Source organism: Verrucomicrobium sp. BvORR106 (assembly GCF_000739655.1).
In the GTDB taxonomy this organism is placed as follows: domain Bacteria; phylum Verrucomicrobiota; class Verrucomicrobiia; order Verrucomicrobiales; family Verrucomicrobiaceae; genus Verrucomicrobium.
In genome coordinates this window covers 1-23,332 of record NZ_BATR01000095.1, presented here as the reverse complement: position 1 = coordinate 23,332, position 23,332 = coordinate 1, and the positions used below count along the sequence as shown (strand labels likewise).

Genomic DNA, 23,332 nt, shown 5'->3' with positions numbered 1-23,332 from the left:
CAGGTTTCCATGGGTAGTCCTCGCTCCGCTCGGCCGACCCATGGCTATGCATGGCGAACCCTCCGGGTTCATGACATAACACCGAACCAAGAACCTCTTACCTCCTTCTCCTCCGCCCTGCAACAGCCACCAACCCCAGCATCAACAACATCGCCCTACCGGGTTCCGGGGTGACGTTCAATTGCAAAATTCGTCCTGTGATATCGAACTGGAAAGTCCCAATCTTGCCTACCCCCAAACCGGTGACGGCAAAGTCGGTCAAGTCCACACCCGTCGCAGTCACGGCCAGATTCGTCCAGTCGATGAGGTCGTAAATGCCGTTGTCGTAGCCCACTCCGGGAGTGATGGCAAAAGTCGTGCTGCCCGTGGTGTTGGAGGTGAAGGTTCCACCCGTCATCACGATCTTGTCCGACGCAGCAGTCGTTCCAAGATTGTAATTCAGCACCGCACCGCCGCCTGCATTCAGCGTCAGCCCCCCTGCCAGCGTCAATGACCCTGTGCCCGCTCCGGCGCTGTCACCGGGCGATATGATTGCTCCACTGGCCACCGTCACCAAGCCCCCCACTGAACCTGTCCCTGCAAGCGTACCTTTGACGGTACTGCTGGAGAATCCAATGGCCACATTTGTCGCCCCCAAGGATCCCACTCCGGCCACGCCCACCTGTATCGTACCATTGCTGATGATGGTGTTCCCCGTGTAGGTATTTGCGCCCGTTAATACGAGTACTCCGGCCCCATTGCTGCTGCGAGTGAGTTGGCCGTTACCGCTGATGACGCCGTTGACCGTGGTGGAACCAACGCCTTGAAACACCAAACCGCTGGTCGCAGTACCCGTGAGCTTGATGTTTCCATTGACGGTCAGGCTGCTTCCGCTGTCCACCCCAACTCGTGTGATCTGCGTGGTATCGACGTCGATGTTCCCGTTCCACACGTTGTTTCCACTGCTGCTATAGAGCGCCCCCACACTGCCCACCCCGCTTCCAGAGATAGCGGATGTGGCGCCTGTCTCAGTAACGGTTCTTCCACCGACCAGCTCCAGCGTCGCGCCAGAGGCTACCGTTGCACCGCCCGCAGACGTCCCCATGCTCTGATCATTCAACACCCGCACGGTGCCGCCTGAGATGGTCGTGACCCCAGTGTACGCGTTCGCGACGGATAAAGTCAGTATCCCGGTCCCCAGCTTGATCAGCCTCAAGTTCGTGTTGGTCAGTCCCGTGCTCAAGTCGAACGTGCCCCCGGCAGCATTGGTGGTATCCAGTCCCAATCCGCTGCCGGCGACAAAGCCCATGTTCTGGAGGAGGAGCACGTCCGCCAGGGTGAACTCGTCGGTTCCTCCCACATTCAGAGCAAGAGCCCCGGCCGCCGCCGCCGTGATGTTGGTAGAGGTCCACTTGCTGGTATCCGCGTTGTAGAGGGACACTCGCTTCGCAAACTGAAGTATCCCGCCACTTATCGTCGTGATCCCCGTGTAGGTATTCACACCGCTCAGAGTCCATCGCCCCGTTCCTGTGGTGCTTTTGGTCACCCTTCCTGCACCACTGATGTTTCCAGAGATCACCCCGTTGCCATCCCCTTGCAGCACGAACTGGTCTGTTGCGTCCGAGCTGATGGCGACGTTTCCACTGATCGTCAGTGTTCCTGAAGTGGAAACTACCCGAGTAGTGGCAGAGCCACCCACCGTGATGTCGCCGGCCCAGGTGTTGTTACCGGCTTCATTGCGCAAGGCCCCCGCAGTTGCCGCGCCGTCGCCATCAATGGCCAGCGTTTCGCCCGTCACGGTCACACCACCGGACATCAACAAAGCGCCACCTGCAGTAACGATTGTCGCGCCGTCAGTGGTCCCCAGCCCCTGATTGTGACGCACGCTGATGGATCCGCTGCTGATGGTGGTGACCCCGGTGTAGGTATTGGCTCCAGCCAGCGCGAGAATGCCGCTGGAACCGGCGTTCTTGGTGATGCCGACGCTTCCACTGACGATGCCATTGATGATGCCCGAGGAGTTTCCCGTCACCGTGAGCGCATCAGACAAAGACACATTCGCGTCGATGATGATCTGAGGAATGGTGTTGAGCCCGGTCCCACTGCTACCGGTGGCGTTCAATGCCAACGTGGGGCCAGTTCCCCCATTGCTCACGAAATTCAGAGTGCCCCCTGAGATCGTCACTTTGGCGAAGTTTGTCCCCGTCCCGGTTCCCGCATAGCTCATGGTCAGCGAGTTGAGCACAAAGGGCGTCGCCACATCATTGTTCGCGGTCAGGACGTTGGTATTGACCAACCCCGCTCCAGCTCCAAAAACCAGCGCGGTGTCACTCGCGCTGACGGGCACAGCATCCCAGTTCGTACCGGCCGCCCACTGGGTGGTCGTACCGGTGGTCGTATTCGTGTAGGTGTAGGTCGCCGCACTGGCCGGCCCCGCAACTCCCAGCCACAGGCAGGCCAGAGCCAGGGAAGCTCTCACCTCCCAGAAACTTCGCCACACCGCCCCCATCCAGCCTGGATACAGAGCAGCAAGGCACCCCCCTGCCCCCGGATGGGGGGCAGGTAGAGGCGCCACCTTCGACAAAGAGGCGTCAGAATTCATGGCAAGAGGAGTCGGGAAAAGAGACTGAAGTCGCGAATCAGGCCCGGCACCCAGCCCCCCTCCGCCGTACCACTCCGGCGCCATTCCTACAGGATACCCGTCCTTGTATGGTCATTGTCGCCACAATCCGCAAACAGCACGGCTGCTTCAGATTTCCTGAAAAAGATTCGCTGCCAACCAGTTGGGTGGATTTTAACCTGGTCGTAAACACTGCAAAAACCACGCGTCTTAGCACCAAATGGAGACGCGCCCACGCTTCCACTCGCAACCCAGACGCACAATTTCATACCTCTCCAGCGCCTCGACCGCTAAGCTCCCACTACATGCCGCCCTCAATCGACGCACCGCCTAATGCCACCCTGCGTGCACTCGCCACCACCGTCTGCATGGCGTTGGCCATCCTCATAGGAACTTTCCTGCTCGAGGTGGAGCGGCAAAGGGCTCACGACGACAGGGTTTGGGGAAGCTACGGCACCCCTATTTCTGTCGCCTCCACTGACGATCTCGGCACTCCCACGACGGTGGTCCTTACGGAGTCGAGGATTGAAATGCCTCCGGCCCGTTGGTATGACAAATGGAGTAATTACTGGACTTGGTGGACGTATTCCGCCGAACGCGTCATCGAGGCGCCCTTCACCTCACCAGAAAAGCGATAGCCCCAGGTTTCGATGCAACCCTCCATCACACGTTCCCTAGCAATGGTCTCTGCCATGCTGCTGATTCTATTGCTGGGTACCCTTGGGGTAGAAGTGTATCGCCAGAGACACTACGAAGAGGAAAAGCTCCAGCGTGAGCTGCTGGCGTTGGCAGATCCGGCGATTTGCATCTCGTACGGCACTGCAATCACGGAAGGGGTGGTCAAATCCAGCAACGTTGAGACACCCCTCTCCAGCCTGCAGCACGACTTGAAAACGTGGCTCCGAATCACCCGCTGCGTCCTGCGCGCTCCGTTTGAGTCTTTGGACCGCCGCTGAGATCTGGCAATGCCGATGCCATCCAGTTCTTGAACTAACATCACCTCATTGCCCCCCGAACTTAACTTCTCTCTGTCGCCCCTCATTCCTCCCCATGGTTGTTGATCCGAATACAACACCACGACGCTTCACCTGCAAGGCAACCTCCAGGCTATGTTTTGTCGTGGCGACACTTGTGGTCGTGCTCAGCTTCGAAGCATCCCGCCAGATGCGCCATGACGAAACCGCACTGGCATCAGAGTTCGAGGGGTTCATAAACTACGGCACCCCTATCCAGACCTCTGGCGTCGATAGCTCAGGCCTGCCTATCAACGTGATCGTCACTCCATCGGCTATCGAAGAACCTGTGTTTCGCAGCAGCACTAGGTGGTTCACCCGCGCAGTAGATGCTGCAGCAAAGATTGCCAGACATCCATTCAGATCGCTCGCAGAACGGTGACATCGAAAGGCTAACAGGGCAGGCAGGCGGCCCATTCCCCCGTCGAACTCAATGTGTCATTCGCAGTGCACCATTAAAAAAAGAACATCTGATTGAAGACTAATCCCTCCCAAAACCGCTTCTTTCCCCGGGAAATTCCACAAGTCTTATCCTTTGTCGTCAGTTCCACGGTCCCGTGCCTGCATTTTCTCCTTTGAGCCGCGCCATCTCTGGCTAACATCGGCACATGGCTCAACCCGTATCTCTCCCCACGCTTGATCAGCTCAAGCAAGCTCTGGTTATCGCAGAGAAAATTCAGCGTCTGCAGACCGATCTCGCCACCGTCATTCGCTCTTCCACCCCCACCGCACCGGGACGCCGTGGACGCCCCAGCAGCAATGGTCCTGTGGATGTCACCGCCTTCCTGGCTGCCGCCACCCGCGCCGTCGCCACTGTTACCGCCGCCCCCAAGGGCAAGCGCGGACGCAAGCCCGCTGAGGAAGCGTCCAAGCGCGGCCGCGGTCGTGGCCCTGGACGCCCTCCTGGAAACAAGACCAAGGTCAAAGCCAAAGCCGCAGGCGGCAAGCGCAACATGTCCGAAGAAGGTCGCCGCCGCATCATCGAGGCTCAGAAAAAGCGCTGGGCTGCGGTAGCCGCCGCCAAGAAAGCCGGCGCTTAAGCGAGCCAGTCACCATCTCCCGTCACTCAAGGTCGATGCCCCTCAAGGCTTCGACCTTTTTCTTTTTCGGGCCCTCTCTGGCTCTCACGAATTCACCGTTATCTCCAATTCACTGCCAGACCGTTTTCACAATTCAAGTATATGGGGCGATGCAAAACGGCTTCACTATTAGCGCACCCCAGCCAGCGCCGTTTTCCCGCCCCGGCGGGGCGAGGGCTGCAGCCCTTGTGAACCCAGCCCTTTCTATCTGACATGGAGCCCACCCCCAGCGCCGCCGACCGCCAGATCGCCCCGGTTCCAACCCATGACTTCAAGTTCATCCGTCGCAAAGAGGCACTTCCACCTCCTGCCCAAATGGCGGGATCACAGCAGACTGCCACCCATGGCAGCCTCCCCGCATTCGTCATCAATCTCGCACGGGCCACCGAGCGGCTGGCTGGCTTCAGCACCGGCATGGCAAGCCACCAGTGGAACGTCACCCTGTTTCACGCCATTGATCGCCGTGATTTGGTAGTCGTTGAAAACAGCCCGACTCACAAGTTGATCCAACACCGCCGGGACAACAGCATCCGCTTGACCATGGTTCCCAATCGAGCAGGAACACTGTCACTCGGCCTGGGGCACATTGCCTGTGCACTGTCCCACATGGCCCTGTGGAAGAAGGTGGTGGATGAGGACCTGCCTCATGCCTGCCTCTTTGAGGATGACGCCCAGATCATCAGCCCCTGGTGGGATCGCCCCTGGCCCGCCACCGCCGACTTCATTTTCCTCAGCAATCGGGTGCGAGGTCTCGTCCCCCACCACATCCAGAGCACCGACAAGCTGGAGGCCCATCTGGCGGAGCATCCCTACATCCCCCTCGCCCCCGGCTGCGGGACAGAGGCCTACATCGTGACCCAACAAGGAGCGCGCAAAGCCCTCGCCATCATGGCGGAGATATACATGCCGGTCGATCTCCAGCTTCTGAGCTGCGCCCATGGCTCCCGACTCATCCAGCACTCCCTCCTGGCGGACAAGCTTCCCACCATGCCGGAGCTGGAGATGTGGACCACCTCCCATTTCTTTACCCAGCATGAGAACGACTGGCCCAGCTACGTCAATGAGCGATAAGCTCCCCGTCAGAGCTTATCCCTCTCCCGCATAGATCATTTTCTTCGTCATCCCCCCGTCGATCACGAAGTTCTGCCCGGTGATGAAACCGGCACGCGCTGACCCCAGGTAGGCCACCATTTCCGCGATATCTTCTGGATGCCCCACCCGTCCCACAGGGTGCTGGGCATTGTCCTCAGGACGAAGTTGCGGCGCCTTGCGCTCACTGCGCTTCTGCCACTCATCCACCACGATCCAGCCGGGGCTGATGCAGTTCACCCGCACGTCCGGCCCGAGGCTGATCGCCAGTGCATGGGTAATGGCCACGATCCCGCCCTTGCTGGCCGCATAGGCCTCGGTGTCCACCTCTGACTGCTGCGCCCGAGTGGAAGCGATGTTGACGATGGCCCCCCGCTGCTTGCGCAGGTGTGGCACCGCGTGCTTGCTACAGAGGAATGTTCCGGTGAGGTTGGTTCCCAGCACCCGGTTCCAGTCCTCCAGCGTCAGGTCCTCCACGGGGATTGGCTCCTTGGTCCCATGGCCGGCGTTGTTCACCAGCAGGTCAATCTGGCCGTAGGTGGCAAACGTCTCCGCCACCATGTCCCGCACCGAGTTCTCGTCCGCCACATCCGTCTGAATGCCAAAGACACGGTCCGGAGCATTTGCCCCCAGCTCATCCGCCGCTTCCGCGGCTGCGTCGTCGTCTTTGTCAGCAATTACCACCCGCATCCCTCGGGCCAGAAGCTTCATCACAATGCCGCGCCCGATTCCTTGGCCACCGCCAGTGACGATGGCAACCTTGTTCTCCAGTTCTTTTGCCATGACAAAATCCAGTGCAGAAATTCCAGCCAACCACGCTGCGAAAATCTCGCAGAAACCCTCCCGGATTGCAACGTCAGACCTCACCTCAGCAGTGGATGCCAGAGTTTCAGGTGAGATGCGGGAGAGAATGTCGTTTTAAGCGGAGGTAGCACTGGCTTTTGCCAAAAGGACCCTAGTGGCCACGATCCCTATTTGGGCTCAAAAGCTCCCTTGATGGGCCACACACAATCTGCCAAGTAGGGCGGCAGGTTCGGTGCGCTGACCACATCATAGAGGGCATCCATCACAGTCGTCATGGTGGAATCGATAAAGTCGAGGGTGCGTTGTTCCAGCCCCATTCGTGGGATCGCCTGCGCCAGTGCGGCGGCGATGTCTGGCAGGGGGGCGCTGCTCTGGGAGAATATCTGCCCGAACGCTGAATGCTGCTGCCCGAGGAAACCCAGAAATCCGACGGTCATGTCAATCGCATTGCGATGCTGCAGGTAGAACTCTGGAGCACACTCCCTCACGGTCTGAATCCGGCTCATCGCAGCCATGGTCTCAAAAGGTGTTGGCGGTTCCTTGCTTTTCTTGCGTTGAAAGAAGCTAAAAATACCCATGACAACTGGTGCTGTAAAATCAGAGTTAGAGAGAGCAGAACTCCAAACCTGCGCTGATCAATGCCTGCTCGCAGCAACCCATTGTCGACACCCCACTGGCAATCAAGCACACTTTGAGATTCCAAACACAAAAATGCTCACTCAAAAGGGAAGCACCCAAGCATCCGTGCCCGGAGTGTTCGCCGTGAGTAGCCATATGGTGGGGAAAGTGCCCCCTACTCAGCCAGCGCTCCCCGCCACGAGTCTTATCGCGTTTTCACTTCCGGTTCAACCTGCGTTCCGTCTGCCAGCAACACGACGTGTGAGTAAGCCAGCTTGCCACTCTCCGGGATGAAGGTGAATTGAATGTACCACTTGTCCGCCAGATCCGGTCCCTTCTTCGAGGTGGAAACACGACGTACACTGATGCCGTTCAGCTTGGCGGTTGGGGCTACTTCTGGGTAGAGCTTTGAGAGGGCCTGCCCTGCTTTTTCCAACATGGATGCCAGATCAAACGGAGCCTTGCCTCGTCCGTCCCAGCTTGGAGTCGCCGCCAGCAATGCGGCATCGGCTTTCCAGCTTGTCGTCTCGTTTTCCTTGGAGGCGGCGGTCAGAAAGATGTCTTCCGCCGTTGCCTGCCGGGGCATCACGGAGCAAATCCACATCCCCAGCAGCAGGGTCAGTTTGCGCCCCACCCATCGGTGGGGCCTTGAATTGGAGCGCGCAATAGTATGCATGGCGAGTTGGTCCAACGTTAGGACCGGCCAACTCTACAATCTACCAGTCGCGTGGCGCAATAATTTCTTCCAGATCCAGGTCGAACCCATAGGCTTTGACGATGAAATCGAAGTCTGCTGCGAGAATCTCCCGCGCATTGGTCTCCAGTTCACTGTCATTGTCTTCGAATTCCGAAGCCAGCTCATTGATCTCTTCTGTCGCGGCATGAGTCAGCTCCAGCAGGTCCGAATCTGTCGCGGGCTTGACTCGCTCAACCTCTTCGCAAAGTGCGGTCAGAATGTCGCGACACTTGTCCACGAGAAAGGTCGGAAAATAGTCGTCCTCGTACATTTCCTTGAGGAATGAATAAGACCGGAGCTGATCATTGGTAATGGCCATGGGAGTGGGCACAGTTGGGGTGTTGTTTTGTTGGGTTGAGTACCGTCGCGCGCACCATTGAAACATCCCCTTCCGGTCGTCAATCTTTCAAAGTGGTAGAAGAAGTACAAAAGAATGACGTTCTGTGCTCCGAACAGCCGTCAAGATCAAAAGAGGGCACCCGATCTTGGGTTCGCGGAGGCAATGTTTGCCACTTCGCCACTCCATCCCTGGCAGTCGTTGACAGTCAGCCCCTGCGCCAGTCTCCTCACCCCGCAAGGACGTATCCGAGCCCGCGACCCCAGTTCCTCGTCAGCGGGATCAGTAGTCACACCTTGACTTCTTCCCACCCCGCCGTCTGTTTCTCCCCAGTATGGATCCCGTCATACTGGTAGATGTGCTCACCATGGCGCTATGTGCCTTGGTGTGGATGAACCTCGTGGTTATTCTTCACGAGCTGGCGCGTTGTCTGGTCGCCTGGACACTCTTAGTCCGCCCACGGTGCGTCCTCTTGGGCTCCGGCAGGACCTGGATCCGCTTTCACATTGGCTCTGTGGAGGTTCGCTGGAATCCCATTCCTCTTCTGAGCACCACCGCGCTCTCGTTCCCCATGCGCAGCTCTTTGGGCATCCGCTACTGCCTCTGCGCGCTGGCGGGACCGCTCATGGATGCCGTCATGCTCAATGCCCTGCTTCCCGTGGCCGCGAAATTGAATCTTCCATTCTCGGAAGTGGGATACTTGGGGGCCGTGGTCATCAGCTACACTGCGGCATTGTTCATGTTCGTGATGAACTTCCTTCCCTTCGGTTCATGGGACGAGCCTGAGTCAGGTCACCACACCCCCAATAGCGACGGCTACCTGCTGTGGCTCTGGCTCAACGGCTCACTCAGCCGGATGACCGACGGCGGGAAGCAGATCTATGCCAACTGGGTGCAATACTACGACCCCAAGTACAAGGCTGGCCAGGCACCGGCGGTCATGCAGGAACTGCCGGAGTACCTGAATCTCCATGACGAAGCTATGGATGACATTGAGGCTGGAGACTACACCAGTCTCATGAAGAAAGTCACGACGCTGGAAGAGCTAACCCCAAGCAAGGGTGAGCTGGTCTTGATGCTTGACCGGCTTGCCACGCTCCCTCTGGCGAATGATATGCCCGAGTATCTACCCTATGCCCTGGGATTTGCTGAAAAGGCCCACCTGCTGATGCCAGACTCTCTGACATTGCGAGCCACTCTGGGAGCCCTGCAAATCGAAAGTGGGAACACGGAACAGGGGATGGCGCTCCTGCAGGAACCTTCCAAGGCCAAACACGATCGCGCAGCCCGGTCAATCGCAGCCTGCTACCTCGCCTACTCACAACTATTGGGTGACTCCAAGCTCGCCCGCGAATGGCTCGCCACTGCCTTTCAGACCAGGGATCACGGCACTGTGTATGTCTACAACCAGATTGCTGCCCGCATTCAAAAATTGCGCGGCAGACCGGACGGCCGGGCATGACCATGACGAGCCGCTCCCAACGGCTCCGGCAGTCCGTTACGAGTCTCCTACCGAGTGAGCATCGCGCGACTTCTTCCACTTGTAGTAGATGATCGTGTTCCCAACGACAAAGAAGAGCCCCGCCCCCAGCAAGGCCTTCCACCGGCGATTCAGGTGATCCTCCATCACGTCGGCAAACGCCAGCAACGGCGGCCCCGCATCACCCACGCGAGTTATTTCCAGAATCACATTCCCACGATGAAGGGGAGCATAGATGACGCGCAAAGGGGCTCCATGGGGAATTCGACTCTCGAGGGCCGCCACCGGAGATTCCTCGGGATCGGTGTGAGACAACCGATCTCCCCCATCAGGAGGAGTAAGATGCAGGACAAAGGAATCACTTCCGCGTTTGGACACCTCCCGCACCACCTCAACCTTCTTGGGAACAAACTCCGCCACCGGAAAGGTCTCCTTTGATTGGAAGGGATTGGGCCCGATCAAAATCACCATCTCCAGTATGCACAGTGGGATGCCCCAAGCAAAGCTGGCCAGTTTGATGTCGCTGTGGGTGATCATTCGCCGAATCAAGCCGTGCGCCCCCACAGGGTCAACGCTGCAGGCGAGGAAACCACCGGGTATTGACACCGCCCTTCTCTCATCGCTTCACCCCCACCAGCGAAGTGGCACACCCGAAGAAATGCTCCTGCACCTCCACGAGCAACCCCGCACGCCTCAGCACCGGTGCCACATGGGCACAGGAGCCAAAGGCCGCCGTGTACTCCCCCAGCATGCGATAGCACTCAATGTCTCCCAAGCACAGCTTTCCCACCCACGGGATCACGGAGCCAAGGTACCATCGGTAGAGCGGTCCGAGCGTCCAGCCATCGGCCCTGGAGATCTCAATCAAGGCAAAGCGCCCACCTGGTTTCAAGATCCGCTCGATCTCCATGGCGAAACGGCCCAGCGCCTCCTCGCTCAAGGTCTTCAAACCAAATGCGGAAATCACGCAGTCCACTGAGGCATCCGGCAGGGAGGTCGCCGTCGCATTCTCACACAGAGTCCTGAAAGGACCCACGAGGCGTGCTCGACGCCGCTTCTGCCGGGCCACCATTTCAGGAGAAAAATCAATCGCCACCAAGGAAGACCACCCCGGCGGCAGGTGAGGCCAGCATTCACCCGCACCCGCCATCATGTCACACACCACATCCCCCGCCTGCACCTTTGCCCGGCGCACGCAAACACGCCGCCACAGCGATGAGAATCCAAACGAGGAGACCCAGTTCACGAAATCATACGTGGGCCCCATGCGATCAAAGAGCGCCCGTACATACTCATCCCTGTAAACCTCCTCTGTCACCTTGAGTGGGAATCTTCATATCTGCCCGTCGCTTTCCAGAACGCGAACTCCAACTCGCGCAACGGCCAGAAAACACCTTCCAACACCTGAGGCCACCCGTTCCTCACCTGCTCGAAAACTCCCAACAGCACGTGCTTCTCCGCCGCGAGTTTGGCACTGATGTCACGCCACTCCATGACGGAAGCTTTGATCCCGTTGCCCGCCGGATCCAAGGGATTGTAAATATTCATCAACTGACCGGAGCTCCTGAGAACACCGTACAAGGTCACGTAAAGCGTCAGCACTATCGCAACCCATGTCTTTGGCTTTAGCTGAGAGTTTTTCATGATATGACCATGCCCTCCTTCCTCAGCGAACCACCGGAGTCACAATCTTCTCCGGCACTCGGGACTCCCCGCTTGGCACCGGCAACTTGACCGCCTCTGCGCTCCACACGCCATCTTCATTGCAGCTGAATTCCCGGAAGGTCCCCTCCTTCACCAGCGTGTAGACAGCCCCGACCTCGCTGTTGAAGATACCCTTCAAATCTGGACATGTCGTCATGGTGCCAAAACCCTTGTAGTCAGCAATACCTACCAGCACGATCATGATCTCCTTCCCTCCAATATGCAGGGTGGATTCCATGGTATGAGCCACCTCGTAGTTGTCCGCCAGGTGTGCCGTCGCGGAAGGCTTCTCCCGCACTGCCAAAGGGGCCACGCCCTTGGCGCCACGCCAGTCCCGCATGACGGCCTCGCTGGCATCAATGTAGCCGCAATAGCGGCCTGCGCCTTGTTCACTCCAGTCCTCATTGAACTTCAATCCCAGCGCGTCCTCACCCACCTTGAAATCCTTGTTGTAGATGAGCGCCACCACCCCGTTGGTCTGCGTCAACTGACCCTTGCCGTCATCCTCAATCAATTGATAAGTGGGCGCAGGACTGGAGGCAAAGCGCCAGTACGCCTCCGTCAACGCCTGGCGCAATTCTGGGGTGATCCCATCCACCACCAGCGATGCGTAGCCGATGTTTCCGCAGGCAAAAAAGTCACCATCAAACCGGTCATAGGAAAACTCGAACGCGGCTTCCTCGGATTTCATCCACTTCTCCATCAGCTCCCGGGTCAAGGTGACGGAGAAGAACGCATCTCCCGGCAGGAAGTAGTTGTTGTGAGCCGATACCGGCAACACGACAAGACCGAACAGAGCAAGACTGACCAAGATGGTGCGCATGAATATCGCAGCTGAATAGTTGACCTTGATCAAGCTCCATCAAGCGACCAGCCCTTGTCAAACCTCTCTTCGAGTAAATTGCAAGTCTCGCACTCTCTCACCTCCCACCGCTTACCGCTTACCGCTTACCGCTTACCGCTTACCGAATCCGCGCTCTCTGCCTCCCCCGAATGATCTCCGCCTCCTGGTGGATGTTCAGCAGAGAAATCGCCGTGGCGCGGAACAAACACGCGCTGCCCCAGATCAATCCGCCAAAGCCTACAAACCCCAGACCCAGCCCCACCAGCACCAACCCCTTCAGCCAAAACCCCTGCTGCAACGATGCCAGCACGACCCCGAGCAGGGTGATGAACGTGGCACCAGCAAACGCCGCCAGAGCCAGATAGATGGAAAATAACGCCCGCATGAGCAGCGCCGCCTGAGCCTCCGCACGGTCCACCTGCTGGAGCAGCAACACCCCCGCCTCATCGGACTCCACGCCCTTCTCCGACTTCGCCAGAAACTGGGCCATCCGCTCCCGTGTGCGCAGCAAGCGATTGATCGTGCTCTGTGCCAGCATGCTGGTCGCATTCGTCAGCAACGCCGGCGCGACGATAAACGTCAACACCGCAAAGGGACTCTGAGTCAACGGAATGGCAGCGGCGGCATCCATGAGATGGAGAATGAACTGTTTAACCACAGGGAAAATCCAAACTTCAAACACCAAACGTCAAACCTCAACGCCGCTCGATCCACACCTTTCCCATCTTGTTAATCCTGTCTAGCCTTCTTCTCCTCGGATCCCCACCTCGTACACATGCTTCAGCAGGTCCTCAGGATCCGCATACACCCGGTAAGCGCCTGACTTCTCCAACTCCTCCTGTCCATACCCTCCGGAGAGCACCCCCACGCCCAAGGCTCCGGCGCGACGGGCCGCAAGCATGTCCCAGATGCTGTCTCCCACCACAATGCACTTGGTGATGTCTGCACCGAGTTTGGCGGCAGCAGCGAGGAACAGATCCGGGTTCGGTTTCGCATAGGAAACCTGATCACGCGTCACGATCGGCACATGCTTGGGCACCTCCAGCATCTCCAGTACCGGGCCGGCGCTCTCGAGCTTGCCACTGGTGGCGATGGCCCAAGGCACTTCCCACTGGGTGAGAGCTTCCAGCAGTTTTTTTGCCCCCGGCAGTGGCTTCACTTGCGGACGCTGGCGTGCGTAGCCCTCGGCATGGCGACGCTGCAGGCGCTGCGCCACCTCGGGTGACAGCTCCAGCCCCGTCTCCTGAATGAGCGCATTTACAAACAGTCCACCACTCATGCCAATGCGACGGTGAATGCGCCAGACGGAAAGCACAATCCCCTCCGACTCCAGCGCCTCCCGCCAGGCCAGCACATGCTGATAAACACTATCCACCAGCGTACCGTCGAGATCGAAGAGGAAAGAGGGAGGAGAAACAGAGAGAGGGGACATGGGGGAGAGAGTGAAAAGTTGAGAGTAAAAAGTGATAAGTGATGAGCTTCACGAAATAGCGGCGAGCCATCTCGGGCATTCCTAATTCATCATTCCGAATTCCTCATTTCATCAGCGCCCGACCATGCCCATCCAGGCCTCGGGGTAGCGGGTGCCGGCGGCGGCATCTTGCGGCACTATTTCATCGATCCTTGCCAGATCCTGTGCCGTGAGCTGCACTTCTACGGCCTTCAGATTGTCTTCCAGATAGGGGCGACGCTTGGTGCCGAAGATCGGCACGACGTCCCCTCCCTGCGCCAGGACCCAGGCCAGGGCCAGTTGGGAGGGCGAGCAACCCTTGTCTGCAGCCATCTGCTCAATCTGGGTGACGAGCTCCCGGTTACGCTCAAAGTTCTCTCCCTGGAACCGGGGTGAGTGACGGCGATAGTCATCCGGTTCGAAATCCTCAAACCGCTTGATCTGCCCCGTCAGGAAACCTCGTCCCAGCGGGCTATACGGCACGAAGCCGATGCCGAGCTCCCGGCATACCCCCAGCAGCTCGTCCTCTGGATCGCGAGACCAGAGGGAATACTCCGTCTGCAGGGCGGCGATGGGATGCACAGCTTGAGCGCGGCGCACCGTGTCGGGCCCGGCTTCAGAAAGGCCCAGGTGGAGCACCTTGCCCTCCTTCACCAGCTCTGCCATCGCCCCCACCGTCTCTTCAATCGGCGTGTCGAGATCCACGCGATGCTGATAGTACAGGTCAATCACCTCCACCCCCAGACGCTTCAGGCTCGCTTCACAAGACGCCTTCACGTACTCCGGCCTCCCGTTCACGCCTCGCTTGGTCGGATCATTGGGATCCCTTACAATGCCAAACTTGGTGGCCAGCACCACCTGGTCGCGGCGATCCTTGATCGCCTCCCCCACCAGCTTCTCGTTGGTCCAGGGACCGTACATGTCAGCGGTGTCCAGGAGCGTGACGCCAAGGTCCAGCGCCCGGTGAATCGTGGCGATGGACTCCACGTCATCTCTCTGCCCGTAGAAGTCGGACATGCCCATGCATCCCAACCCCAGCGCGGAAACGCGCAGCCCATTGTTGCCCAGTTCACGTGTGATCATAAGGAGGTCGCTTACCACTCAGTAGAGTTGACCGTCCAGGCAGGGGGCAGGCACTTCCCCACCCCTCTGCAATCTGGTCGGGGAATAGGATACGTTTGCTCCACAGGTTCTGGTTGGAACATCATTGGGGAAGGTGCATGCCCGAGCCAACGGCCATCGCCTCCCGTTTCCCAGTCTCCGGAGAAAGGCGATCAGGGCATCAGCGGCGCATACGCCCACAGTCGCAGCCCTTTTGGCAGCGCACGCTTGACCGGCGCGGCCCCTTTGTTCTCACCCTCCACCAGCTGCGCGCGCTCCAGGCGCACCTGGTGGCGATCTTGTTCTGTCTTCAGGTTTACTTTTGTCGTCTCTGTCTTCATAATTTGTTCAAAAATTGCTTTGGCACATCGGCCTAGACGCTCAATTGCTGGGATGCCTGGACTGGATGCGTCATTTCCTCGCTCCTCCGGGTCCGCAGCACTGCGGCCAGTGCCACCGCACACACGCTGGTCAGCACCACCAGCCCCAGCGCCCCGCGCAGGCCGATGCCCTCCGCCACAAAGCCGATCACGGGTGGTCCCAGCAGAAATCCTCCGTAACCCAGCGTGGTCACCGTCGCCAGTGCCAGCCCGGGGGACATCTCCTTCACCCTCCCCGCTGCGCTAAACACCTGCGGGATCACGGTGGCAAATCCGGCCCCCACGGCGGCAAATCCCAGCACCGAGGCATAAGGATGGGCTGTGATCAGCGCCAGAAGGAGACCGCCCGCCGCAAGGATGCCACTGCCACGCACGAGCCGCTCCGACCCCAAACGCACCGTCAGAGAGTCTCCAGTGAAGCGTCCCAGCATCATCGCCAGGGAGAAGGCCGCGTACCCGGCTGAGGCCAGCCCGTCACCCGCACCGGTGACTTGCTTGAGAAAGAGACCGCTCCAATCAGCCATGGCCCCTTCCCCCATCATGATGCAAAAGGCCAGCAACCCCAGCGCGATGAGGCGGCGCATATCCGCAGCGGGAATGGAGGCCAGTCCGCTCTTCGCAGGCAGCACCTCCTCGTTCGAGGAAATTTCACCCGTGCCGCTGCTGTCCACAGGATCATCTGGCAGCAGGGGGCGCAGCGCAATGAGCACGACCGTGCCCCCCAGCAGGGCGGCCACCGCCAGGAAATGGGTCTCCACTGGCACGGCCAGCCAGGCCATCCCCGCCCCCAACGTCGCTCCTGCCAAACCACCAGCGCTGAAAAGCGCATGGAATGTGGACATGATGGGCCGGTGGTAGCGACGCTCCACCAGCACGGCCTGGCCGTTCATCGCCACATCTAGGCCGCCATGACCAGCGCCGAAAAGAAAGAGGCCCAGCTTCAGCCAGAGCACACCAGGCGCAATTGCCAGACATGGCAGGACAGCGGCGTACACCACGGTCCAGAAGGCGGCCACACGCCGGCTCCCCAGTCGGGCAGAGGCCCAGCCAGACAAGGGCATGGCCACCAGTGCTCCCAGAGCCATGCCGAGCAACGCCACCCCCAGGGACCCGTGGGTCAGATCATGCCGCTCCTGCACCATGGGAATACGCGAGACCCACGTGCCAAACAGCACGCCATTCAGCAGGAAGAGCCACGATACCGCCCGCCGGGCCGCGGCAACGGTAGGGGATGGGGTTCTTTGCAACAACTCACTCATCGGTGGGCTTCAGGAAATACAAGGGAGCTGGCTCAGCCCAGCAGTGCGAGATTCGCGGCGTCATGCCGCCCTGCCACCGGGTGAAAGCTCACCCAGTCGGTGTGGATCTTGTCCCAGTCCTGCAGCGCCATGCCGTGATTGGCAAAAAGCGCACGGATCTGCGTGGAGTTCCAGTAGAGGACGTCCTCCAGGATGGGCACCAACACACTCAGAGCATTGTCACTGATCACCGTGCGCTGGGCAATCCGCCCCACCGCTTTGGTTTCCGAAACGGCAATCGTATGCCCATCCCGGCTGTTCACATGGTGCATGACATAGAGGTCTGAGCTTCCATCTCCCATGTAGATGGTGCGGTCGGGACTGATCCGCAGGGCGGCTTCAATACCCTCCAGCACGGTCACTTTGCCATACCCTGCCGGAGTGCGGGTCACGCTGGCAATTTCACCAGTCGCGGGATCGAAGTCGAACTCCGTGCCAAACACTCGCTCTGGCGGCACAATGCCCTCCAGCGCCGAGCGCACCACCTCGGCCGGACCGGCCGAGATCACGTAGAACGGGAATTCATACCCAGCCAACCCGAGCGCTAGCACCCGGCTCAGCAGATCCACCTGGTGCTTCAGCCGCACCCGTTTCCCCGCGGCCACCAGATGCTCCCGGCGCACACCACGAAAGGCGGGATCGTGCCGCAGCAAATAGGCGAGCTCCGCCCCCTGCTGGACGAGGTGAGTTCTCCCCAGTCCTGCCACCTTCTCCTCAAAGCCCGGCACGCCCAGCATCTCTGCCAGCACGAAACCGGAGTCGTTAAAGCTCAGCGTCTTGTCAAAGTCGCTCGCGACCAGATAGCGGCGGGCGCTGGAGGGCTCAGTCTCAATCGGCCTCACGGTCGTCTCCATTCTTGTCGTCATAAGTTCAATCATTTGGTTATAACAGCTCTTGCCAAGCTGTCTCAACTGTTGCTAAAGAAAGCACGATCGACGCGGTCTGCAATCCCACCACCGCTTGCGAAGCCTTTCGAAAATCTGGTCAAATCTGGGTACAGGCCTCCCTAAGCACGCCCTTGACGTTTCCAAGTTGTTATAACAACTTTAGGTGAATCTTCAGCCCTGACCGCAATCCTTCTGTGAAAGCCTCCAAACACCGCCAGATCCACGATGCTCTTCGCCAGGAGATTTTGCACGGCAAGTACCAGCCGGGGCAGAAGATCCCCAGCGAGGCGGCCCTTGTGGCGCGTTTTGGGGCCTCACGCATCACCGTGGGACGGGCCGTGCGGGATTTGCATCGCTCTGGTCTGGTGGATCGCCGCACGGGCTCTGGTACCTATGTCAGGCTTCAGCCGACGGAGTCCAGCGTGCCTGAGCAGGGCCTGACGTTTGGTCTGCTCATCCCTGACCGCGGCCGCACAGAGATCTTTGAGCCCATGTGCCAAGGGCTGGCGGAGTCTCCCCAGGCTCTGGGTCACGCCCTGCTCTGGTCCAGTTCGCTCTCGCGAGATCCCACTTTGTCCCGTGCTGCCCAGGCTTGGGAAGTCTGCCAGCGCTACCTTGGCCGTCGGGTGAACGGTGTTTTCTTCGCCCCGCTGGAGGAGGCCTATGATGAAGATCGCACGAATCACCGCATCGTCACGGCACTGGATCAGGCAAGCATCCCGGTCGTGCTGCTGGATCGCGACTTCCTCCCCTACCCGAAACGCAGCCGCCACGATCTGATCGGGATCGACAACCGTCGAACCGGCTTCGCCGCCACGCAGCATCTGGTGGAGCTCGGGTGTCACCGCATTGCCTTCGTCACCTACCCGGAGCCTGCGGCGACGATCGATGAACGGATCGCCGGCTACAGGGAGGCTCTTTACACCAACAACCTGCCGGTGATCGCTGCTCACGTGCAACGCATCGACGTCGGCGATCTGGAACAGGTAAGGAACCTGCTGAGCAGTGCCGCCTCTGATGGCATCGTGTGCGCGAACGACCGGACCGCCGGCCAGCTCATGCACAGTCTCATGCAGCTGGGGCACCGCGTTCCTGAAGATATCCGCATCGTAGGCATCGATGACATCGCCTACGCCAGCCTGCTGCCAGTCCCTCTCACCACCCTGCACCAGCCTGCAAGGGAGATCGGCCAAGCCGCGATGGCCACGATGCTCGAGCGTCTGGCACGCCCCGAAATGCCCATCCGGGACATCCTGCTGGAGTGTCCGCTGGTCGTGCGGAAGTCATGTGGGGGAGTTAGCGCTTAGTTGTTGGTTCTTGATTGGAGTCTTCAAAAAGTAGGCCCCCTCGCCCGCCCTGCTACGAACGATTCCCTACTGTCCCCTCTTCACCCCTTTCCTCGCCATGATCGAGACGACTTTCAAATCCGACTGGGCCACCTTGAAACGCCGCCTTCAGGAACTGCATCCTGACCTCAAGGAAGACGATGCATTGCCTCCCTCCGGAACCCACCCCGAGGAAGTCGTATGGCACATTCAGCGGCGATTGGGAACGAATGTCGAAGAAGCCCAGGCTCTCTTCGACGAAGCCAATCAGACCGGCGGTCCCTGCCCCGCGCAGTGAGGCCCGCTGCGCGGGAGAGGCAAGACTAGTCGACACAGATAGATAAGACCTGAAACCATCCCTTCCCCCATCTTGTCAATCCTTCAAAAATCTTGTTAATCCTGTCTGAAAACGGTCTCAATCGCCTGATCCAGCGCTTCCACGCGGACCGGCTTGGTCAGGTGCAAGGAAAAACCTGATTCATGGCTGTGGGCGACGTCCTGCTCCATGCCATAGCCACTGAGCGCGATTCCTCGCAAGTCCGGCTGGCGTGACTTCAGGTGGCGCATCACCTCATAGCCAGAACCATCTGGAAGACCGATATCGGAGATGACGAGATCGTACTGGCCACCATTTCCCAGGAATCGGGCCTCCTCCACATTGCACGCGGCAGACACCTCATACCCGCGCCGCCTTAAAAGCACCCCGAGCGCTGCACGAGTGGCATCATGATCTTCCACCAGCAGGATGCGCCGCCACACCGCCGGAGCGGCAGTTGCCCCGCGCTGCCCGGCCAGATCAGCCTCTCCCTCAACGTCATCGGTATTCTCACCATCAGCAGAGGCCGTGACCTTCACCAGCGGCAGCGTGATCACGAACGAGGTCCCGTGCCCCCTCCCCTCACTCATAGCCTGAATGCCCCCCTCATGTAGCTCCACGAGCATGCGGGTGATGGTCAGCCCCAGCCCCAGCCCGCCATAGCGGTGCGAGCCGCCCTGCATGGCATGCTCCCCTTGGGCAAAGGCCTCAAACACCCGCTGCTGCTCCTCAAGCGTCATTCCCATGCCATTGTCGCTCACCCGGATCGTCACCATGCCTGGCTCTGGCCCCAGCGCAGTGGACACCACAATAGCCCCATACTCCGGCGTGAACTTCACCGCGTTCTTGATCAAGTTCCAGAACACCTGCTGCAGGCGAACCTTGTCTCCCCACACCGTACGGGAGGGCGCGTGAAGAGCCAGGGTCAGTACCAGGTTCTTCTCCTCCGCATCCTGCCTCACCGTGTCCAGCGCATCGCGCAGCACCACATGGACATCCACGTTTTGCAGATCCATCGCGAGCTTCCCGCGGGTGATGCGGGTCAGGTCCAGGAGATCGTCGATGAGCCGCGCCTCCAGATCCACGTTCTTCCGGATCGTGTCGAAGTCCGCCTGCACGGCCTCCGGCACCTCCGGATTGGACGCGCCCTCACTCGCCAGCAGCAGCACCGGGCTGAGCGGCGTGCGCAGCTCATGAGAGAGGCGGGCGAGGAAATCATCCTTGGCCCGCACTGCCTCCAGAGCCTGATCACGCGCCTGCTCCAGATCCAGTTCCGACTGCTTGCGGTTCGTGACATCCGTCTGCACCAGCACAAAGCCCGTCACATCCCCCTGGTCTGGCAGCCACTCCGGCATGAAGACAGCGTGAATCCACCGGCTGCCCAGCTCATCGTGCGTGGACGGTGAGTGGATCTGCATTTCAAACTCCACCAATTCACCTGCCAGCGCGGCCTCGATACAGCCACGTGCTGCCTCATAGGCGGCCTCCCCCATCACCTCACGCATGGGGCGCCCCAGCAGTTGCGGCACCTCCAGCTCGTACTGCGCGGCATAGGGCCGGTTGGCAAACTTGTAGCACTGGTGCCGGTCCACCTGCGCCAGATACACCGGCGCATGGTCCGTCACGAGCCGTAGCTGCTGCTCGCTGGCCATCAGAGCATCCTCAGCATGGCGGCTCTCCGTGATGTCCTGGGTGATGCTCAGCGTGCCGGAGAGCCGCTCCTGGGAGTCCCGCAGGCCCACCACACTGTTGCGCACCCAGACCTCCACCCCGTCAGCCCGGACGAACCGGTTCTCCATGATGAAGGCCGGGCCCTCTCCCGCCAGGGCTCCATGGGCGTCCACGTAGTGCACCCGGTCATCCGGATGCGTGATTTCATGAACCCGCTGCCCCAGCAGCTCCTCCCGGGTGCGGCCGGTGATCTCGCAGTAGGCGTCATTCACCATCACATACCGCCCTTCGAGGTCTGTCTGGGCAATGCCGGAACCCGCCTGCTGAAACACCGCCGTGAGGTGCGCCTCGCTGCGGCGCAACGCTTCTTCCGTCTTCTTCAGCTCAGAGATGTCCAGATTGATCCCCACCCACTGCTGGAGCCGTCCAGTCTCATCCCTCACCGGCACTCCGCGCGCCAGCACCGGGTGCCAGGCACCATCCAGCCCGCGATAGCGCTGCTCACTCTCCCAGAACGTGGTGTCCGGCCCCGCTACACAGCGCCGCCAGGCCTCACGCACCGTCAGCACATCTTCCGGATGCAGCGCCTTCATCCATCCATCGCCGGCAAACTCCACCTGCGTCATCCCCACCAGCTTCAGCAGAGAATCGCTCGCATACTGGTTGCGTCCTGCGGCATCACAGATCCAGATGCCAAAGTTCATCGACTCCCCGATCGCACGGTAGAGCCGCTCACTGCGGCGCAGCTCAGCCTCATCCAGCTTCTTCTGAGTGATGTCCCGTGCGATCTTGGAAGCACCGACAATCACCCCCTGCTCATTGCGGATGGGCGAGACGGTAAGCGACACATCCACATGCGTACCATCCTTCCGTCGCCGGATGGTTTCATAGTGCTCCAGCCGGCTGCCGGCGCGCAACTTGTCCAGGATCACATGCTCTTCATTGAACCGGTCATCCGGGATCAGCGTCATGATTGGCCGCCCCACGATCTCCCGCGCCTGATAGCCGAAGAGGCGCTCAGCCCCCTTGTTCCAACTTAGGATGCGACCTGCCAGGTCCTTGCTGATGATCGCATCATCGGAGGACTCCACGATGGCCGCCAGGCGGCTCAGGGCGTGCTCCGCATTTGTGCGCTCCGTCACATCCCGGGCCACACTCAAGAACCTCGCCGCCCCTCCATCCCGCGCCGGGATCGGGGTCACCATGACGTCCCACCACTTGGGCGTCCCCGCAAAGGTGGGGCAAAAGCCGCGGAATCTCCCTACCTGCCCCGCATTGGCCTGGCGCAGCGCCGCCTGCGCCACCCGCTGGGAGGTCTCATCCTGCCACATGTCCAGCCAGGAGCGGCCGGCGGGGAGACTGGCCTCATCCATCTCCAGCATGCGGATGCCATTGGCACTCGTCCACTGCAGCCCTCCTTGCGGGTCCATCACCATGATGCAGTCCGCCGTCGATGAAATAACACTTTGCAGGAAGGCCTCGCTCTGCGCCAGCGCCTTCTGGGTGCGCCGCTCGTCACTCACGTCCAGCGCCACATTGATCAGCCCCCGGCACCTCCCGCGGGCATCGTGCAGCGGATCGGAGGACAGCGCGACCCAGCGCCGCGTCCCATCCGGCCGCTCTACCACCACCTCCGCACCACGGGAGGGACGGGCCTCCCGCAGCGCCGACACCATGGGGCTCTGATCGTGCGGGATGAACTGACCGTCCAGCGACCACATGCGATAGCTCCCGCACCAGCGCACCCGGTTCAGGTCCGGGGCACGGCCCCACAGTTCCCGCGCCGCATCATTGTAAAAAGTCAGCCAGCCGTCTTCATTGAGGGTGTAGCAGGCCATGGGCAGCAGGGAGAGCAGCTTCCGGTGCCGCTGCTCACTCCCCTCCAGATCCTCCTCCGCCTGCTTGCGCCCCGTGATGTCGATGATCACTCCGGGGAACCGCTCTGGATTCCCCGCCGCATCCCGCTGCACCCTGCCACGGGCCGTCACCCATCGCACCTGACCTGTGGGTGACACCACCCGATAGTCCTGCTCAAAGTTCCCTGTGGGATCTGCCAGCGCCACATCCATGGCCCGCTTCACCCGGCCCACGTCATCCCCGTGGATCAATTCCATGAACCTCTCCACGGGAGCACTCTCCTGGTCCCGCCCGTCCACAAAGAAGAGGCGCGCCATGTTCTCGTCCGCCGTCACCTGGTTTTTGCGAATGTCCCAATTCCACGTGCCAATCTCTGCGGCAAAGAGCGTCGTCTCCAGCCTCAGCCTCGTCTCACGCAACAGCTCCTCCGCCCGCTTGCGCCCGGTGATGTCCAGAATGGTGCCGTGCATCCGCTCCGGCTCCCCCTCCGGGCTGAAGGCGGTCTGCCCATGGGTCTCGATCCACCGCACTTCCCCGGTCGGGGTGAGTGCCCGCAGTTCACAGTTGAACATCCCGTCTCCCGCATGCGCCCGGTTCACCTCTGCCGCCACCCGCACGCGGTCCACGGGGTGCACGTGCCCCAGGAACCCGTCAAACGTGCCGTCGAAGTGGCCTGGCTCCACGCCGAAAATGCGATGGGTCAGCTCAGACCAGCCCACGACGCCCGTCCTCAGATTCCAGTCC

The 23,332-nt window shown here is 60.2% G+C and carries 24 protein-coding genes; 8 read left to right on the top strand and 16 right to left on the bottom strand.

Annotated elements, in window-relative coordinates:
• Positions 1–97 precede the first annotated feature (97 nt).
• On the bottom strand, positions 98–2,581 hold the full coding sequence (locus tag BV106_RS16065) for an autotransporter-associated beta strand repeat-containing protein (protein ID WP_265595743.1): 2,484 nt from the start codon (positions 2,579–2,581) through the stop codon (positions 98–100).
• A 323-nt stretch (positions 2,582–2,904) separates the two neighbouring features.
• Between BV106_RS16065 and BV106_RS16060 the strand changes: the two genes are divergently transcribed.
• From BV106_RS16060 to BV106_RS16045, 5 genes are all read left to right on the top strand, one after another.
• The gene (locus tag BV106_RS16060; RefSeq protein ID WP_038166385.1) at positions 2,905–3,237 is read left to right on the top strand and encodes a hypothetical protein; all 333 of its coding nucleotides are present in this window, start codon (positions 2,905–2,907) and stop codon (positions 3,235–3,237) included.
• 54 nt (positions 3,238–3,291) lie between these two features.
• Entirely contained in the window at positions 3,292–3,555 is a 264-nt protein-coding gene (locus BV106_RS16055) for a hypothetical protein (RefSeq protein WP_265595742.1), read from the top strand.
• 94 nt (positions 3,556–3,649) lie between these two features.
• On the top strand, positions 3,650–3,994 hold the full coding sequence (locus BV106_RS38585) for a hypothetical protein (RefSeq protein WP_265595741.1): 345 nt from the start codon (positions 3,650–3,652) through the stop codon (positions 3,992–3,994).
• 226 nt (positions 3,995–4,220) lie between these two features.
• The gene (locus BV106_RS16050; RefSeq protein ID WP_038166381.1) at positions 4,221–4,652 is read left to right on the top strand and encodes a hypothetical protein; all 432 of its coding nucleotides are present in this window, start codon (positions 4,221–4,223) and stop codon (positions 4,650–4,652) included.
• Positions 4,653–4,904: 252 nt separating this feature from the next.
• Positions 4,905–5,762, top strand: a complete 858-nt coding sequence (locus tag BV106_RS16045) for a glycosyltransferase family 25 protein (protein ID WP_038166379.1) — start codon at positions 4,905–4,907, stop codon at positions 5,760–5,762.
• A 15-nt stretch (positions 5,763–5,777) separates the two neighbouring features.
• On the opposite strand, the gene BV106_RS16040 is transcribed toward BV106_RS16045, so the two are convergent.
• The 4 genes from BV106_RS16040 to BV106_RS16025 all read right to left on the bottom strand — a co-directional run bounded on the left by BV106_RS16040 (position 5,778) and on the right by BV106_RS16025 (position 8,257).
• Positions 5,778–6,563 carry a glucose 1-dehydrogenase gene (locus tag BV106_RS16040; RefSeq protein WP_038166377.1) on the bottom strand — a complete coding sequence of 262 codons (786 nt, stop codon included), beginning with the start codon at positions 6,561–6,563 and terminating at the stop codon, positions 5,778–5,780.
• A gap of 188 nt (positions 6,564–6,751) precedes the next feature.
• Complete coding sequence (locus tag BV106_RS16035; protein WP_265595740.1) at positions 6,752–7,090, bottom strand: hypothetical protein; 339 nt, start codon at positions 7,088–7,090, stop codon at positions 6,752–6,754.
• A 317-nt stretch (positions 7,091–7,407) separates the two neighbouring features.
• Positions 7,408–7,878 (bottom strand): hypothetical protein, encoded by a 471-nt coding sequence (locus BV106_RS16030; protein WP_265595739.1) that lies wholly within the window; start codon positions 7,876–7,878, stop codon positions 7,408–7,410.
• A gap of 40 nt (positions 7,879–7,918) precedes the next feature.
• Entirely contained in the window at positions 7,919–8,257 is a 339-nt protein-coding gene (locus BV106_RS16025; protein WP_038166370.1) for a DUF5713 family protein, read from the bottom strand.
• A 352-nt stretch (positions 8,258–8,609) separates the two neighbouring features.
• On the opposite strand from BV106_RS16025, the gene BV106_RS16020 reads away from it, so the two are divergent.
• Positions 8,610–9,737 carry a hypothetical protein gene (locus BV106_RS16020; protein WP_038166368.1) on the top strand — a complete coding sequence of 376 codons (1,128 nt, stop codon included), beginning with the start codon at positions 8,610–8,612 and terminating at the stop codon, positions 9,735–9,737.
• 36 nt (positions 9,738–9,773) lie between these two features.
• Here BV106_RS16020 and BV106_RS16015 read toward each other — a convergent pair whose 3' ends face one another.
• The 10 genes from BV106_RS16015 to BV106_RS15975 all read right to left on the bottom strand — a co-directional run bounded on the left by BV106_RS16015 (position 9,774) and on the right by BV106_RS15975 (position 17,398).
• A complete protein-coding gene (locus tag BV106_RS16015; RefSeq protein ID WP_038166366.1) occupies positions 9,774–10,292 on the bottom strand; it encodes a hypothetical protein in 519 nt (172 codons plus the stop codon).
• Between the two features lie 79 nt (positions 10,293–10,371).
• Positions 10,372–11,073 carry a class I SAM-dependent methyltransferase gene (locus BV106_RS16010; protein ID WP_038166363.1) on the bottom strand — a complete coding sequence of 234 codons (702 nt, stop codon included), beginning with the start codon at positions 11,071–11,073 and terminating at the stop codon, positions 10,372–10,374.
• Positions 11,070–11,399 carry a hypothetical protein gene (locus BV106_RS16005; protein WP_038166361.1) on the bottom strand — a complete coding sequence of 110 codons (330 nt, stop codon included), beginning with the start codon at positions 11,397–11,399 and terminating at the stop codon, positions 11,070–11,072. Before BV106_RS16005 ends, BV106_RS16010 begins: the two co-directional genes overlap by 4 nt.
• Positions 11,400–11,421: 22 nt before the next feature.
• On the bottom strand, positions 11,422–12,282 hold the full coding sequence (locus BV106_RS16000) for a hypothetical protein (protein ID WP_038166360.1): 861 nt from the start codon (positions 12,280–12,282) through the stop codon (positions 11,422–11,424).
• 139 nt (positions 12,283–12,421) lie between these two features.
• Positions 12,422–12,934: a DUF2721 domain-containing protein gene (locus BV106_RS15995; protein ID WP_265595738.1), complete on the bottom strand. Its 513-nt coding sequence runs from the start codon at positions 12,932–12,934 to the stop codon at positions 12,422–12,424.
• 108 nt (positions 12,935–13,042) lie between these two features.
• On the bottom strand, positions 13,043–13,735 hold the full coding sequence (locus BV106_RS15990) for an HAD family hydrolase (protein WP_038166357.1): 693 nt from the start codon (positions 13,733–13,735) through the stop codon (positions 13,043–13,045).
• A gap of 111 nt (positions 13,736–13,846) precedes the next feature.
• Positions 13,847–14,836 carry an aldo/keto reductase gene (locus BV106_RS15985; protein WP_038166356.1) on the bottom strand — a complete coding sequence of 330 codons (990 nt, stop codon included), beginning with the start codon at positions 14,834–14,836 and terminating at the stop codon, positions 13,847–13,849.
• A gap of 191 nt (positions 14,837–15,027) precedes the next feature.
• Positions 15,028–15,195, bottom strand: coding sequence for a hypothetical protein (locus BV106_RS38580; protein ID WP_265595737.1), 168 nt, complete (start codon positions 15,193–15,195; stop codon positions 15,028–15,030).
• Between the two features lie 32 nt (positions 15,196–15,227).
• On the bottom strand, positions 15,228–16,493 hold the full coding sequence (locus tag BV106_RS15980; protein ID WP_051945941.1) for an MFS transporter: 1,266 nt from the start codon (positions 16,491–16,493) through the stop codon (positions 15,228–15,230).
• A gap of 32 nt (positions 16,494–16,525) precedes the next feature.
• A complete protein-coding gene (locus BV106_RS15975; protein ID WP_038166354.1) occupies positions 16,526–17,398 on the bottom strand; it encodes a haloacid dehalogenase-like hydrolase in 873 nt (290 codons plus the stop codon).
• A 215-nt stretch (positions 17,399–17,613) separates the two neighbouring features.
• On the opposite strand from BV106_RS15975, the gene BV106_RS15970 reads away from it, so the two are divergent.
• The gene (locus BV106_RS15970) at positions 17,614–18,726 is read left to right on the top strand and encodes a GntR family transcriptional regulator (RefSeq protein ID WP_038166353.1); all 1,113 of its coding nucleotides are present in this window, start codon (positions 17,614–17,616) and stop codon (positions 18,724–18,726) included.
• A 97-nt stretch (positions 18,727–18,823) separates the two neighbouring features.
• On the top strand, positions 18,824–19,042 hold the full coding sequence (locus BV106_RS15965) for a hypothetical protein (RefSeq protein WP_038166351.1): 219 nt from the start codon (positions 18,824–18,826) through the stop codon (positions 19,040–19,042).
• A 95-nt stretch (positions 19,043–19,137) separates the two neighbouring features.
• Here the strand turns inward: BV106_RS15965 and BV106_RS15960 are convergent.
• On the bottom strand, positions 19,138–23,332 hold a 4,195-nt coding region (locus tag BV106_RS15960; protein WP_038166349.1), incomplete at its 5' end, for a PAS domain S-box protein.